Annotated in this window: 13 protein-coding genes; 2 read left to right on the plus strand and 11 right to left on the minus strand. The window is 59.6% G+C overall.

What is annotated here, in order from left to right; translation table 11 throughout:
- Window positions 1–68: 68 nt before the first annotated feature.
- The 6 genes from ispH to murJ form a co-directional block, all read right to left on the minus strand.
- On the minus strand, window positions 69–1,004 hold the full coding sequence (gene ispH, locus AB5Y86_RS11610) for a 4-hydroxy-3-methylbut-2-enyl diphosphate reductase (protein ID WP_139436621.1): 936 nt from the start codon (window positions 1,002–1,004) through the stop codon (window positions 69–71).
- Window positions 1,004–1,456, minus strand: coding sequence for an FKBP-type peptidyl-prolyl cis-trans isomerase (gene fkpB, locus AB5Y86_RS11615; RefSeq protein WP_042059691.1), 453 nt, complete (start codon window positions 1,454–1,456; stop codon window positions 1,004–1,006). The genes ispH and fkpB overlap by 1 nt, the downstream gene beginning before the upstream one ends.
- On the minus strand, window positions 1,453–1,950 hold the full coding sequence (lspA, locus tag AB5Y86_RS11620; RefSeq protein WP_005340447.1) for a signal peptidase II: 498 nt from the start codon (window positions 1,948–1,950) through the stop codon (window positions 1,453–1,455). The genes fkpB and lspA overlap by 4 nt, the downstream gene beginning before the upstream one ends.
- Window positions 1,950–4,811, minus strand: a complete 2,862-nt coding sequence (gene ileS, locus AB5Y86_RS11625) for an isoleucine--tRNA ligase (RefSeq protein ID WP_368192905.1) — start codon at window positions 4,809–4,811, stop codon at window positions 1,950–1,952. The genes lspA and ileS overlap by 1 nt, the downstream gene beginning before the upstream one ends.
- Window positions 4,811–5,785, minus strand: coding sequence for a bifunctional riboflavin kinase/FAD synthetase (gene ribF, locus AB5Y86_RS11630; RefSeq protein WP_368192926.1), 975 nt, complete (start codon window positions 5,783–5,785; stop codon window positions 4,811–4,813). The genes ileS and ribF overlap by 1 nt, the downstream gene beginning before the upstream one ends.
- A 155-nt stretch (window positions 5,786–5,940) precedes the next feature.
- Entirely contained in the window at window positions 5,941–7,503 is a 1,563-nt protein-coding gene (gene murJ / locus AB5Y86_RS11635; protein WP_005348927.1) for a murein biosynthesis integral membrane protein MurJ, read from the minus strand.
- Between the two features lie 191 nt (window positions 7,504–7,694).
- Here murJ and rpsT point away from each other — a divergent pair, with 191 nt between their 5' ends.
- The gene (gene rpsT, locus AB5Y86_RS11640) at window positions 7,695–7,958 is read left to right on the plus strand and encodes a 30S ribosomal protein S20 (protein WP_005308808.1); all 264 of its coding nucleotides are present in this window, start codon (window positions 7,695–7,697) and stop codon (window positions 7,956–7,958) included.
- Window positions 7,959–8,007: 49 nt separating this feature from the next.
- Here rpsT and AB5Y86_RS11645 read toward each other — a convergent pair whose 3' ends face one another.
- The 5 genes from AB5Y86_RS11645 to tpx all read right to left on the minus strand — a co-directional run bounded on the left by AB5Y86_RS11645 (window position 8,008) and on the right by tpx (window position 11,754).
- Entirely contained in the window at window positions 8,008–8,310 is a 303-nt protein-coding gene (locus AB5Y86_RS11645; RefSeq protein ID WP_013724128.1) for a metalloregulator ArsR/SmtB family transcription factor, read from the minus strand.
- 51 nt (window positions 8,311–8,361) lie between these two features.
- Window positions 8,362–9,294 (minus strand): transcriptional activator NhaR, encoded by a 933-nt coding sequence (nhaR, locus tag AB5Y86_RS11650; protein WP_005340434.1) that lies wholly within the window; start codon window positions 9,292–9,294, stop codon window positions 8,362–8,364.
- Window positions 9,281–9,688: a hypothetical protein gene (locus AB5Y86_RS11655; RefSeq protein ID WP_005348920.1), complete on the minus strand. Its 408-nt coding sequence runs from the start codon at window positions 9,686–9,688 to the stop codon at window positions 9,281–9,283. Before AB5Y86_RS11655 ends, nhaR begins: the two co-directional genes overlap by 14 nt.
- Window positions 9,685–10,875: a Na+/H+ antiporter NhaA gene (gene nhaA / locus AB5Y86_RS11660; RefSeq protein ID WP_005348917.1), complete on the minus strand. Its 1,191-nt coding sequence runs from the start codon at window positions 10,873–10,875 to the stop codon at window positions 9,685–9,687. The genes AB5Y86_RS11655 and nhaA overlap by 4 nt, the downstream gene beginning before the upstream one ends.
- A gap of 378 nt (window positions 10,876–11,253) precedes the next feature.
- Window positions 11,254–11,754, minus strand: coding sequence for a thiol peroxidase (tpx, locus tag AB5Y86_RS11665; RefSeq protein WP_005341463.1), 501 nt, complete (start codon window positions 11,752–11,754; stop codon window positions 11,254–11,256).
- Window positions 11,755–11,938: 184 nt separating this feature from the next.
- On the opposite strand from tpx, the gene AB5Y86_RS11670 reads away from it, so the two are divergent.
- A complete protein-coding gene (locus tag AB5Y86_RS11670; RefSeq protein WP_368192906.1) occupies window positions 11,939–14,374 on the plus strand; it encodes a zinc/cadmium/mercury/lead-transporting ATPase in 2,436 nt (811 codons plus the stop codon).
- Window positions 14,375–14,476: the final 102 nt, after the last annotated feature.

A 14,476-nucleotide genomic window follows, 5' to 3' on the forward strand; every position in this document is an offset into this window, starting at 1 on the left:
AGCCTGTCTCTTGAACAAACTCGGCGTCATTACCAACACACTTTATTCTTAAGCCTTCCTAGCTGCACTCAAATTATTCTAAGTTCGGGAGGTACCTCAAAGACTACGTTCTCTTCGCGGCCGGGATGCTCGGCGACCACCTTGCCACCCAGCTCCCGCAGGCGGGCAATCACGTTTTGCACCAGCACCTCGGGGGCGGATGCACCTGCAGTGACGCCGATCGCCTTCACGTCTTCCAGCCAGCTCGCCTCGATCATCGACGCATCGTCGATAAGATAGGCTCTGGCGCCCACCTTCTCGGCCAGCTCACGCAGACGGTTGGAGTTGGAGGAGTTGCGAGACCCCACCACCAGCATGGCGTCCACCAGCCCCGCCATCTCCCGCACCGCATCCTGACGGTTCTGGGTGGCGTAGCAGATATCGTCCTTACGCGGCCCCTGGATCTTGGGGAAGTACTGGCGCAGCGCATCGATGACGTCAGAGGTCTCATCCACGCTCAGGGTGGTCTGGGTGACAAAGCAGAGGTCATCCGGATTCTTCACCTTGAGCTTGGCCACATCTTCCGGTGTCTCCACCAGATACATGCCGCCTTCGCGATTCTCGTACTGCCCCATGGTCCCGATCACCTCGGGGTGACCGGCGTGGCCGATGAGCACCGCCTCGGAGCCCTTGCGGCTGGCTCGATGCACCTCCATATGAACCTTGGTCACCAGCGGACAGGTGGCATCGAATACCTTGAGGGCGCGGGACTTTGCCATCTCGCGCACTGTCTTGGCCACGCCGTGAGCAGAAAAGATGACGATGCTGTCGTCCGGCACCTCGTCCAGCTCCTCGACGAAGACAGCGCCCGCATCTTTCAACTTGTTCACCACATACCGGTTATGCACCACTTCGTGGCGGACATAGATGGGGGCACCGAACTTCTCCAGCGCGCTCTCGACAATACTGATGGCGCGATCGACACCGGCGCAAAAACCGCGAGGGTTAGCGAGCAGAATATCCATTAATGCACCTTCTCCTCATCATCAACGCCCAGGATCTCCACCTCGAAGGTGACGGTATGACCGGCCAGCGGGTGGTTGAAATCGACCGTGACCGACATCCCGGCTACCGCCCGGATAATGCCCGGCAGCTCGCTGCCATTGGGCTGATCGAACAGGATGATGGTGCCGACTTTTGGCTCCACATCGGCGCCAAATTTGGCACGGTCGAGATGGTAGATGTTGTCGGGATTGGAGAGACCAAAGGCCTCTTCCGGCGCCAGAGTAAAACTCTTGCTCTCCCCTTCGCACAGGCCCAGCAGACACTGCTCGAAGGTGGGGGTCAGGCTGCCATCGCCCATCCGCAGGCGGGCAGGTTTGCCGTGCAGCGCCGTGCTGTCGGCAACCGAGCCATCTTCCAGCTTGATGGAGAAGTGGAACAGCACGCTGCTGTTAGCGGTGATCTGCTGGCTCATGCCTGCTCCTTTTTCTCACCACGGAAACCGTCCAGCACAATCATGGCGGCCCCGATAAAGATAAAGCTGTCGGCCAGATTGAATGCCGGCCAGTGCGCACGCTGCCAGTAGAAGTCAAGAAAATCGACCACATGGCCCAACACCAGTCGATCAAAGACGTTGCCAAGGGCGCCGCCGATGATGAGTGAATAGGCGATACCGCTCCAACGCTGGGTCACCGACTGCTTGCGTAGCCAGTGGATCAGCAATCCACAGATGGCAAAAGCCAGCACCGCGAAGAACCAGCGCTGCCAGCCCCCCTGATCAGCCAGGAAGCTGAATGCGGCCCCCTTGTTGTAGACGTGAACCAGATTGAAGAAGGGGGTGATCTCCACCCCCGGGTAACCAAATGGCAGCAACTTGACCACGGCGAGCTTGCTCGCCTGGTCCAGTACAAAGGCCAGCACTGCCAGCCACAGCCAACGCAGGCCGCTTTTATGTTGAGTCATGTTCATCAGGCAAATTGACGAGTTTCGCCGTCACCCTCAACGTTGGTCACACAGCGACCACAGATCTCTTCGTGACCCGCGATGGTGCCCACATCTTCTACATGGTGCCAGCAGCGGTCGCACTTGGCGGCAGCAGACTGGGCCACGCTCAACCACAGGTCATCACGCTCGGTCGCCACAGAGCCTTCCGGCGCAGTGTCAGCCTCCACAACCTTGGCTTTGGAGGTGAGCAGCACAAAGCGCAGCTCATCGGCCAGCGCGTTCAGACGAGCGGCCAGCTCCGGCTTGGCGAACAGGGTCAGCTCGGCCTGCAGGGAGCCGCCGATACGCTTCTCGCCACGGGCCACTTCCAGCGCCTTGTTCACTTCACCACGCACGGTGAGGATCTCGGCCCAGAAATCGTCGTTGAGGGTTTCACCCGCTTCCAGACCGAACAGGCCGTCGTACCACTCCTCGGTGAAGACGAACTCGCCGCGCTCGCCCGGCAGCAGGGCCCAGATTTCATCAGCGGTGAAGCTCATGATCGGCGCCATCCAGCGCACCATGGCCTCGGCAATGTGATAGAGGGCAGTCTGGCAGGAGCGACGGGCCAGGCTGTCAGCCTTGGCGGTGTACTGGCGATCCTTGATGACGTCCAGATAGAAGGAGCCCATCTCGATGGAGCAGAACTGCATCAGCTTCTGGGTCACGCCGTGGAAGTTGTACTCGTCGAATGCTGCCATGATCTCGGCCTGTACCGCCTTGGCACGACCCACAGCCCAACGATCCACCACTACCATGTCGGCAGGCGCCACCATGTCGGTCGCCGGATTGAAGCCGTTCAGGTTGGCCAGCAGGAAGCGGGCAGTATTGCGAATACGACGATAAGCATCGGCAGAGCGCTTGAGGATCTCGTCAGAGACAGTCATCTCGCCGGTGTAGTCAGTGCTCGCTACCCACAGACGCAGGATGTCTGCACCCAGCTTGTTCATTACGTCCTGCGGGCTCACCACGTTGCCGATGGACTTGGACATCTTGCGACCCTGACCATCCACGGTGAAGCCGTGAGTCAGCACCTGGTTGTAGGGAGCCTTGTCTTTCATGGCCACACCGATCATCAGGGAGGACATGAACCAGCCACGGTGCTGGTCAGAACCTTCCAGATACATGTCGGCTGGCTTGCCGTTGAACTCGGGACGGGCATCAACCACGGAAGCGTGGGTAGAACCGGAGTCAAACCAGACGTCCAGAGTGTCAGGCACCTTGTCATACATGTCGGCGTCGCTACCCAGCAGCTCGGCCTTGTCCAGATCCCACCATGCCTGAATGCCGGACTGCTCGACACGCTTGGCTACTTCGTGCATCAGGCGCACGGATTCCGGGTGCAGTTCCTGGGTCTCTTTGTGGACGAACAGGGAGATGGGTACACCCCAGGTGCGCTGACGGGAGATACACCAGTCAGGACGGTTCTCGACCATCGCCTGAATGCGGTTTTTACCCCAGGCCGGTACCCAGCCGCTCTGGCCTTGCTGGGCAATACCGTCTTTCTCGATGCGCTCGATCTCTTCCAGCGCGCGCTTGCGCAGACCCTTCTGCTCCATGCTGATGAACCACTGCGGGGTGGCACGGAAGATGATCGGGGTCTTGTGACGCCAGCAGTGCGGATAGGAGTGGTTGAACACCTTGTGATGCAGCAGGGCGCCGCGCTCGGTCAGCACTTCGATCACGGAGGCATTGGCCTTGAACACATGCTGGCCGGCAAACAGCTCGGTATCCGGCAGGTAAACACCGTTGCTGCCAACCGGGTTGGCCACTTCCAGACCGTACTTCTGACCGACCACGAAGTCTTCCTGACCGTGGCCAGGTGCGGTGTGAACGGCACCGGTACCGGCATCCAGGGTAACGTGATCACCCAGTACCACAGGGACATCGAAGCTGTAGAAGGGGTGGTTGAAGCGCAGCAGCTCGAGCGCGGCCCCCTTGGCATAGCCCAGATTGTGGAATTTCTCGATACCGGCGCGATCCATCACGTCCTTGACCAGCTCTGCGGCCAGGATCAGACGCTCGGGGTGCTCACCTTCAACCTGCACCAGTGCGTAATCCAGATCGGCGTGCATGGCGATGGCGCGGTTGGCTGGCAGGGTCCACGGAGTGGTGGTCCAGATCACCGCAGAGATCGGGCCCTTGCCAGTGTGGCCTTCGGCGCAGTCAAACTTGGCGGCAACGGATGCCTCATCGACAGCTTTGAAGCGCACATCGATGGAGGGGGAGTTCTTGTCGTAGTACTCCACCTCGGCTTCAGCCAGCGCGGAGCCGCAATCGGTACACCAGTGCACCGGTTTGGAACCTTTGTGCAGGTGGCCGTTTTCAACGATCTTGGCCATGGAGCGGATGATATTGGCTTCGGTGCCAAAATCCATGGTCAGGTAGGGGTGTTCCCAGTCACCCAGCACACCCAGACGGATGAAGTCGGTCTTCTGCGCTTCGATCTGGGTCTTGGCGTATTTGCGGCACTCGGCGCGGAATTCGGCAGCGGAAACCTTCTCGCCCGGCTTGCCGACCATGCCTTCTACTTTCAGTTCGATAGGCAGACCGTGGCAATCCCAACCCGGCACATAGGGGGAATCGAAACCGGAGAGGCCCTTGGACTTGATGATGATGTCTTTGAGGATCTTGTTGACCGAGTGACCGATGTGAATGTTGCCGTTCGCATAGGGGGGGCCATCATGCAGAATGAAAGAAGGCTTGCCCGCTTTGGCGCGGCGAATAGCGCCGTAGAGATCCTGATCGTACCAACGTTTCAGCATGTTGGGTTCGCGCTTGGCCAGATCGCCACGCATCGGAAACTCGGTTTCCGGAAGATTCAGGGTGTGTTTATAGTCGCTCATCAGTCCTGGGTTCCCTTCTTTGCTAAAAGAGTGCTGGGTAAATTGAATTGTGGCAGCCCGAACCAGGCTCGGGCCGCCAGGGCATCTCGTTCGATCTGCTCTTTCAAGGCAGTGAAAGAGGCAAACTTCTGCTCTTCGCGCAGCTTGTGGCGAAGCAGCACCTTGACCTGCTGACCATATAGATCACCAGAAAAATCAAATAGATGTACTTCCAATCTGGCTTGTGTACCGCTCAAAGTCGGCCGTACACCCACATTGGCTACACCGGGGAAGGTCTTGCCGGAACATATCACTTCCACCGCAAACACGCCACCGACCGGGATCACCTGACGCTTGAGGGCCAGATTGGCGGTGGGAAAACCTATGGTGCGCCCCAGCTTGTCGCCGTGAGCCACCCGGCCGCTGATGGTATAGGGGCGGCCAAGCATCAGCTCCACTTCCGCCATCCGGCCCGCCTTAAGGGCTTCACGCACCAGGGTGCTGCTGACCCGCTGCCGTTGGAGCTGGAAGCTCTGGGTACTGATCACCTCGAAGCCGAAGCGATGACCCGCCTCCTCCAGCAGGTGGAAGTCCCCTTCCCGCCCCTTGCCGAAGCGAAAATCATCGCCGACCACCAGATAGCGCACCCCGAGCTTCTCCACCAGCAACTGCTCGATGAAGGTCGAGGCCGCCTGCTCGGCAAAGCGGTGGCTGAAGCGCACGCAGAGCATGCGATCGATCTGCAGCCCCTGCAGCGCTTCGTACTTTTCCCGCAACCGGCTCAGCCGGGCGGGCGCAGCCGTGCCGGCAAACAGCTCCAGCGGCTGCGGTTCGAACAGCATGACGCAGGCGGGCAATCCCAGCTGGGCCGCTTTCTCCTTGAGACGTGCCAATACCGCATGGTGACCCTGATGAACCCCATCAAAGTTGCCAATGGTTAATACACATCCCCGGTGACGGGGCTTGAGATTGTGAATGCCGCGAATAAGCTCCATCAGTGCCTTGTGCGTTGCTGCCATGGAAATCGGCGGATTATATATCAGGCAGCAGGCAGGGTCAGCCCTCATAGCCTGATTTCAACTATCCGGGCCCAATCCTGCTCCTTGGCGGCGCCATGAGGCACTATCCCCATGACGCCGCAGGATCACGGCTACTGCTGCCCCGATTTAAGGTGACGCGGCCGAATGCCCAGCAGTAGCAACACCACGGCATAGACCGCAGCCCCCAGCGACAGCAGCATGGTCAGCTGCAAACTGGCCTTGCCCATGCTCCATGCACCCCACTGGGCCAGATCCGGCGACAGATAGGCGAGCACGCCCCCCATCAGCACGCTGGCGACCAGCAGCTTGAGGCAGAACACGCCGGTATGGCGGGAAGGACGATAGACGCTCTGCTGGTACAACCCCTTGAACAGCAAAGCCGCATTCAGAGTACCCGAGCAAGCGGTCGAGAGCGCCAACCCCACGTAACCGAGCGGGTAGATGAAGATGAGGTTACAGACCATGTTGGCAATCATCGACATCACCCCGATCCGCACCGGAGTTTTGGTGTCCTGACGGGCGTAGTAACCGGGTGCCAGCACCTTGATCAGCATCAGGGAGAGCAGACCGGTAGTGGAGGCCAGCAGGCTGGCGCTCGACATGCTCACTTCATGCAGGCCAAATTCGCCGCGCATGAACAGTACTCGCAAAATGGGCTCGCGCATCACCGCAATGCCTATCATGGCGGGCAGACCGAGCAACATCACCATCCGCACCCCCCAATCCATGGTGCGGGAGAAGTCGGCCGGATCGGCATCCACATGCTTCTTGGCCAGCGCAGGCAGGATCACGGTACTGATGGCCACTGCAAACAGACCGAGGGGGAACTCCAGCAGGCGATCCGAGTAGTAGAGGTAACTGATGGCACCGGTCGCGAGGAAAGAAGCCAGCATAGTGTTGACCAGCAGGTTGATCTGGCTGACCGATACCCCGAACAGGGCGGGGATCATCAGGGTGCGGATCTTCACCACCCCAGGGTGATTCCATCCCCACTTGGGCCATACCAGCATGTTGATTTGGCGCAAAAAGGGGTACTGGAACAGAAACTGCACCAAACCGCCCAAAAAGACACCAATCGCCAGCGAGATCTCAGGTTTGTCCATCAGCGGTGCAATCCACCAGGCCGCCGCAATCATGGTGATGTTGAGAAACACCGGCGTAAACGACGAGACTGCAAAGCGGCCGAAGGTGTTGAGGATGGCCCCCGCCATGGCGGTAAAAGTGATAAACCAGAGGTAGGGGAAGGTGATCTTGAGCATCAGACTGGCGAGCTCGAACTTCTCGGCCGCAGGGCCGCCATGCAGCCAGTCCCAGAACCAGCCCCAGCCAAACAGCGCGGTCAGCACACCCGACCCCAGCACACCAAGCAGGGTGACCACAGTCACTATGCCCCCCAGCGTGCCCGCAACCGCCGCCAGCAATTCACGCACCTCCCCCTCATCGCCATTTTTCTTGTACTCCGTCATCACGGGAACAAAGGCCTGGTTGAAGGCACCTTCGGCGAACAGGCGACGCAGAAAGTTGGGAATGCGATTGGCAAAAAAGAAGACGTCGGCGGCCACCCCGGCACCGAGCAGATTTGCGATGACCACATCGCGAACCAAGCCCATTACGCGGGATGCCAGCGTCATTCCGGACACTATCATGCCGGATTTGATCAATTTCTTACTCAAGACGAGGCCTCTGGAACTGTCAGAATGAAAAGAATGCTGCTAGAATCGGCCGACAGTTTAACCGTCTCCCTACTGACACACCACCGGGAGGCGGTGTTTATTTGCACAAATCATTTGACAATATGTGGTTGGAAGGGCATATTTCCGGGCCTTTTCAATACACTCGCTAAGACAGTTTTAGGAGTTTTACCTTGGCTAACATCAAATCTGCTAAGAAGCGCGCTCTTCAGTCAGAAAAACGCCGTCAGCACAACGCCAGCCGTCGTTCCATGACCCGTACCTACCTGAAGAAAGTCATTGCTGCTATCGCCTCTGGCGACAAAGCTGCTGCGACTGCCGCTTTCGCTGTTGCTCAGCCGATCATGGATCGTATGGCGACCAAAGGCCTGATCCACAAGAACAAAGCTGCTCGTCACAAGAGCCGCCTGTCTGCCCAGATCAAAGCTATGGCTTAATCAGCTTCTGCTGATCAAAGCTGAAAAAACCGGCCTTAGTGCCGGTTTTTTATTTATCTGCGCTGCAATAAAGTCGATGCAGCAAACTGATCATTTCACGCACCTCATGGCTGCGCAGCGAATAGTAGACCGTCTGGGCCTCTTTGCGCGTCGTCACCAGCTCATCCCGCCGCAGCAGCGCCAGATGCTGTGACAAGGCCGACTGACTCAATCCCAATCGCTCGTTGAGCTCCCCCACTGACAGTTCGCGCTCCAGCAACTGGCACAGAATAAACAGCCGCCGCTCGTTGGCCAGCGCCTTGAGCAAGGCCACCGCCTTACTCGCATTGGCTTCCATCTCTTCAAGTTGCATCACATCTCTCCTCTACCACTCATCGCCGATGATACGTGGTGACGGGTCGTTTTAAAACGACAGGGTGGCCGGCTGGATGGCGGAGAAGTTCTCCTGCCCGGAAAAGAGAAAGGTAAAATCGCTCTCGCAGACCCGCTTCACCGCCGGATGCTGGATCATCCGCTCGGCGAAGATGACGTAATACTCCTCCATCAGATCCTGGGTTTCCCCGATCAGCATCACCCCCTCCCCCTCGAGGATCTCCTCCCGATAGATGGTGGGGGCCATGAAAATCCCCTGATTGAAGAAGCCAAACGCCTTCATCAAGGCGGCATCATCAAACTCGCCAAGAATGCTGGGGGAGACACCCTGCTGCTCGAACCACTGGGTCAGCTGACGCCCCATGGCGGTACGACGACCGGGGATCAGCAGCTTGCGCTCTTCCAGACAGGCTGGAAAGGGCTTTTCGGGCAATGGCGCCTTGCAGAAGAAGCTGACGCCACAGCCACCCAACCGCTTGGAGAGCAGCCCCGCATGCTGGCTGGAGTCCACTGGACAGTCGGAGAGGATCATATCCAGCTTGTGTTCGCTCAGCTGCTCCAGCAGCAGTTCGTGGGTCGATTCGAAACAGCGCAGATGGATGGAACCATCATTGGGGATGACAGAGAGAAGCACGCGGCTGGCAAGGCGCTTGGAGAGGGCATCGGCGATGCCGACGTCGAACAGGATCTGGCTCTCCTTGCGGTAGTTGACGATATCGAGCATCTCGTAGGAGAGGCTGAACATCTTGTCGGCATAACGAAATACCAGCTGGCCCAGCTCGGTTGCCTCAAGGGAGCGTCCCTTGCGCTTGAGCAGCTTGCCACCGAGGCGCTGCTCCAGCAGCTTGATCTGGCCGGTGACCGTCTGCGGGGTCAAAAAAAGGGCTTCCGCTGCCTGGGTAACGGAGCCCTTCTTCTGAGTCATCCAGAAATAGTAGAGATGGTTGTAGTTAAGGTGTGACATCCGATGGGGTTCCCGCTTGACGCGGACTCCGGTAGCAGCTGAGTTCAACCGCCAGAATGTCATACATGTCGCTAACCGAGTCAACCTTGTTCGCGCCAAACTGCTCCATCAGGCTGGCCTTGAGGCGCGCCTTGTCAGGCATCCGGTCAGCACAATAACGCTTGTTGGAACGCTTTACCATCTCGCCAGCCCGGCTGCTTAGCGCCCGCTCGGAGAAGGTCTCGCCAAAGCGCGCCTTGGCCTGCTTGTCCCCCAGCAGCAGGGCGCTGTCTACCACCCCGTTCAGATAGGCAGAGCAGTTCGCCGAAGTGGCGTCCTGCTTGCAATCCTCCAGCCCGCCGGCCCATGCCGCGGGGCTCAACAACAGCATCAACAACCCTGTATGCAGCTTCATAGTCCCTCCGTACTCTGTTCCCCTTCACCCTTGGGAAGGGCCATGCGCAAGGCCAGATAGCCGACTACCGCAGCCATGGTGGAGCCCACCAGGATCCCGAGGCGAGAGTAGCTGCCGTAATCCAGCCCACCGTGCTCGAAGGCGAGCGACGCGATAAACATCGACATGGTGAACCCGATGCCACAGAGGATGCTGACCGCAAAAATCTGCTTGAAGTTGACCCCAGGCGGCAACTGGGCGATGCCCAGCTTGACCGACAGCCAGCTGATGGTGAACACCCCGAGCGGCTTGCCGATAAACAGCCCCAGCATGATCCCCATAGGCACCGGACTCAGCAGGGAGGAGAGACCAATCCCTTCCAGCGATACCCCGGCGTTGGCAAAGGCAAACAGCGGCAGGATCAGATAGGCACTCCAGGGGTGCAGCTGATGCTCCAGATACTTGAGCGGCGAGGCGTAACGCTTGCCGTTAAGCGGAACCATAAAGCCCACTACCACGCCTGCCAGGGTCGCATGGACGCCAGACTTGAGCACCGCAACCCAGAGCACTAGGCCAACCAGCATGTAGAGGCTGATCCTGTCCTCACCACGACGATTCATCCAAAGCAGGGTGAGGGTTGCCAGAATACCGATGGCCAGCGCCTCCAGCGACAACTGCTGGGTATAGAAGAGCGCGATGATGATGATGACGCCGAGGTCATCCATGATGGCCAGCGCCAACAGAAATACCTTGAGGCTCACCGGCACCCGCTTGCCGAGCAGCGCCATCACCCCGAGGGCAAAGGCGATATCGGTCGCAGCCGGGATCGCCCAGCCAGCGCGCGCCACTTCATCCGAATAGTTGAAAAATGCGTAGATCAAGGCCGGAGCCAGCATGCCGCCCACCGCCGCAATAGCCGGGAAGGTCGCCTGAACCCGGGTCGAGAGCGCCCCTTCCAGCATCTCGCGCTTCACTTCGAGCCCGACCAGCAGGAAGAAGATCGCCATGAAGCCATCGTTGATCCAGAGCAGCAACGGCTTGTTGATGTCGAGGGCCGCGATGCGCACCTGCACCGGGGTGTCGAGAAACGCCTGATACCCGCCAGCCAGCGCGGTATTGGCCAAAATCATTGCCAGCATGGCAGCCATGATCAGAATAATTCCGGAGGCGGCCTCCAGCTTCAGGAACTTTTTGATTACGTCACTCATGGTTAAATTTTCCACCGTATTGCTTTAGTTTGAGTCTATCTCCTGCAACAACCAATGGAAAATCGTTTCTTGCTGCTCAATACAACGAAAAAACCGAAGGCAAAAATAGAACATACCTGCTATAAGCAGGTTTTTCTTCGTCTCTGGCTACCATCTGATTAATCAATAAAATGAATTTTCAATTATTGAGCTGCATAAAAATACAACGTTGGATAATGGCCATAAGGTTACGAGACTTTATTACGTAACGCATTAACACTCATATCTAGGTGGCCTGTTCTGTTTGACATGCAAAAATAGCCCCGCGGGTGCTCGATGCCACAAATCATAGCCATAAAAAAATCCCGCCGAAGCGGGATTTTTTTATGGCTTGCGGCCTTACAGCACGGCCAGCGCCGCAGCGTAGTTCGGCTCGTCGGCCACTTCGGCGACCAACTCGCTGTGCAGCACCTTGTTGTCACCATCCAGCACCACGATGGCGCGAGCGGTCAGACCTACCAGCGGGCCGGAAGAGAAGGCCACGCCGTAATCTTCCATGAAGGCCGCACCGCGCAGGGTAGAGAGGGTCACTACCTTGTCCAGACCTTCGGCGCCGCAGAAGCGGGACTGGGCGAACGGCAGATCGGCGGAGATGCACAGCACGACAGTGTTCTCCAGCGCGCTGGCCTGCTCGTTGAACTTGCGCACAGAGGTCGCGCAGGTGGGAGTATCGACGCTCGGGAAAATATTCAGGATTTTGCGCTGACCGGCAAAGCTTGCCAGGGTCACGTCGGAGAGATCCTTGGCCACCAGGGAGAAGGGCTTGGCTTGCTCACCGGCGACCGGGAAGTGACCAGCGACGGAAACCGGGTTGCCTTGCAGAGTGACTGAGTTGCTCATGTGTTATGTCCTTTATTGGTGTAGTAAAAATCCGGGTGATCAGTATAGGGGCGGCGAGACCAGACAAACACCCGCGAAGACAAGGGATATAAAGGGGTTGACCTTGGACTTAACACCAAGGTTTAGACTCCTTCTCGGTAATCAGGGATCTCGCAGGGGCGGGATCCATCAAGAGGGACTCATCATGAGCAAATCCTGCTGCAATCATCAGCACGCCGCCCCCATCAAGGCCGTCAGCAAGGCGGCCCCCGGCCAGAGTGAGCATCACCACGATAGCCACTGCTGCGACAACACCACGCCCGTCAGTTGCTGTTCAACCCCGACGCCTCATGAGCACGCATCCCGTGACGGCAATGAATCCCCCGGGGATGAAGAGCCTCCCCGAGGAGGCTGTCACGATCAAGCGTGCTGCAGCGCCCCCTTATCGCCAGCTCACGATCATAAGCATGAGCATGGGCACGATATGCCCCCTGCCGACCCGCTGGTTGCGCCTGCGCAAGGCAACAGCCGCCATAGCTGGCAGGTGATGGGAATGGATTGCCCCAGCTGCGCCCGCAAGATCGAGACCGCCGTCAGCCGGGTGAGCGGCGTGCAACAGGCGCGCGTGCTGTTTGCCACCGAGAAGCTGGTGGTGGATCTGGCCCCCGGCCTATCCCCCGATCCCGTCACCGCCGCCGTGCTGGCCGCCGGTTTCCAGCTCAAGGGTGCTCAGGCCAATACAGCCCACACAATCACAAAGGAAGCAACACGCCAAAGCCCTCTGCTGACCACCCTGGGCAAATATTGGCAGCCCCTGTCACTGGCCAGTCTGATGCTGGTTGCCGCCCTACTGCCGAAAGAGTTCGGTCAGCCGCTCTTTACCCTAGCGACCCTCTGGGGGCTGTGGCCTATCTCTCGCAAGGCGTGGGCGCTGACCAAAAGCGGCTCCCCCTTCGCCATCGAGACCCTGATGACGGTAGCCGCCGTGGGCGCCCTGTTCCTCGGCGAAACCGCCGAAGCGGCCATGGTGCTGCTGCTCTTTATGCTGGGGGAACATCTGGAGGCCTACGCTGCCGGACGCGCCCGGGCCGGAGTCACCGCCCTGATGGCGCTGGTGCCTGACAAGGCGCTGCGGATCCGTACCACTGCCGAGGGCGAGGTGTGGGAAGAGGTAGCTGCCGATGAGCTGCGTCCCGGCGATATTATCGAAATCGCCCCGGGTGCCCGTCTACCTGCCGACGCCCGCCTGCTCGATGAACTCGGTGCGTTTGACGAGAGCGCCCTGACCGGTGAGTCTATTCCGGTGGAACGCCGTCAGGGTGACAAGGTGCCGGCCGGTAGTCTGGCTGCAGATCGAGTGCTGCGCCTTGAAGTCGTCTCCGAGCCCGGCAACAACGCCATCGACCGCATTCTGCACCTCATCGAGGAGGCCGAAAGCCAGCGCGCGCCCATCGAGCGCTTTATCGACCGCTTCAGCCGCTGGTACACCCCGGCCATGATGCTGGTCGCCCTGCTGGTGGTGCTGATGCCGCCCCTTGCCTTCGGCCAGAGCTGGGACGAGTGGATCTATCGCGGGCTGGCGCTGCTGCTCATTGGCTGCCCCTGCGCGCTGGTCATCTCCACCCCGGCAGCGGTCACCTCGGCGCTGGCCGCCGCAACCCGTCAGGGGGCGCTGATCAAGGGGGGGGCCGCACTGGAGCGACTGGCCCATATCGATACAGTCGCCTTTGACAAGACCGGCACCCTGACGCTGGGCAAGCCGCAGTTGACCGAGCTGGTGAGCCTCAATGGCCAACCGGAGGCCGAGTTGCTGGCACTGGCGGCTGCCATCGAGCAGGGCTCCCACCACCCGCTGGCCCGCGCCGTGGTCGCCAACGCGACCGAACAGGGGCTGACGCTGGCGGAGGCTCGCGACCTGCGTGCCCTGCCGGGCATGGGGGTTGAGGGACGCATCAACGGTGAACTGTGGCAACTGCTGGCACCGAGCCGGGTGGCAACCCTGAATGCGGAGCAGCAGACCCGGATTGCTTCGCTGGAGCGGCAGGGCAAGACCGTCGTGGTGCTCTGCCAGAGCAGCGGCGACCAAGCGCTGCCGGTCGCCCTGCTGGCGCTGCGGGATCAGATCCGGCCGGAGGCCGCCGCCGCGCTGCAAGAGCTCAAACGACTCGGGCTCAACAGCATCATGTTGACCGGGGATAACCCCCGTGCCGCCGAGGCGATCGCCACCGAGCTGGGCATGGGCTGGCGCGCCGGTCTGCTGCCGGAGAACAAGGTAGAAGAGATCGCCAAGCTGGCCAGCACCCGGAAGGTTGCCATGATCGGCGATGGTATCAACGATGCCCCCGCCATGAAGCGGGCCAGTATCGGCATCGCCATGGGGGGCGGCACCGATGTGGCGCTGGAGACCGCCGATGCGGCGCTGACCCACAACCAGCTCGGCGGTATTGCCGCGATGATCCGGTTGTCGCGGGCGGCACTGGCCAATATTCACCAGAATATTGCGCTGGCGCTGGGGCTGAAGGCCATCTTCCTGGTCACCAGCCTGCTCGGCATTACCGGCCTGTGGATTGCGGTGCTGGCTGATACCGGCGCCACCGCGCTGGTGACCGCCAACGCCCTGCGCCTGCTGCGCAAGCGCTAATCCCGCACAATCAGAAACCGTGAAATAACAACCGCCGCCCCAACCGGGGCGGCTTTTCTTTTTCCCCTCATTTCTCTCACGGCACCCCGTAAAAGAAAAAGC

The organism is Aeromonas sp. s8 (assembly GCF_040907785.1).
GTDB lineage: Bacteria > Pseudomonadota > Gammaproteobacteria > Enterobacterales > Aeromonadaceae > Aeromonas > Aeromonas veronii.

What these genes read in the sequence shown, in the direction of transcription:
- ispH (WP_139436621.1), bottom strand. Translation starts at nt 1,004, where the DNA reads ATGGATATTCTGCTCGCTAACCCTCGCGGTTTTTGCGCCGGTGTCGAT.
- fkpB (WP_042059691.1), bottom strand. Translation starts at nt 1,456, where the DNA reads ATGAGCCAGCAGATCACCGCTAACAGCAGCGTGCTGTTCCACTTCTCC.
- lspA (WP_005340447.1), bottom strand. Translation starts at nt 1,950, where the DNA reads ATGAACATGACTCAACATAAAAGCGGCCTGCGTTGGCTGTGGCTGGCA.
- ileS (WP_368192905.1), bottom strand. Translation starts at nt 4,811, where the DNA reads ATGAGCGACTATAAACACACCCTGAATCTTCCGGAAACCGAGTTTCCG.
- ribF (WP_368192926.1), bottom strand. Translation starts at nt 5,785, where the DNA reads ATGGAGCTTATTCGCGGCATTCACAATCTCAAGCCCCGTCACCGGGGA.
- AB5Y86_RS11645 (WP_013724128.1), bottom strand. Translation starts at nt 8,310, where the DNA reads ATGCAACTTGAAGAGATGGAAGCCAATGCGAGTAAGGCGGTGGCCTTG.
- nhaR (WP_005340434.1), bottom strand. Translation starts at nt 9,294, where the DNA reads ATGTCACACCTTAACTACAACCATCTCTACTATTTCTGGATGACTCAG.
- AB5Y86_RS11655 (WP_005348920.1), bottom strand. Translation starts at nt 9,688, where the DNA reads ATGAAGCTGCATACAGGGTTGTTGATGCTGTTGTTGAGCCCCGCGGCA.
- nhaA (WP_005348917.1), bottom strand. Translation starts at nt 10,875, where the DNA reads ATGAGTGACGTAATCAAAAAGTTCCTGAAGCTGGAGGCCGCCTCCGGA.
- tpx (WP_005341463.1), bottom strand. Translation starts at nt 11,754, where the DNA reads ATGAGCAACTCAGTCACTCTGCAAGGCAACCCGGTTTCCGTCGCTGGT.
- AB5Y86_RS11670 (WP_368192906.1), top strand. Translation starts at nt 11,939, where the DNA reads ATGAGCAAATCCTGCTGCAATCATCAGCACGCCGCCCCCATCAAGGCC.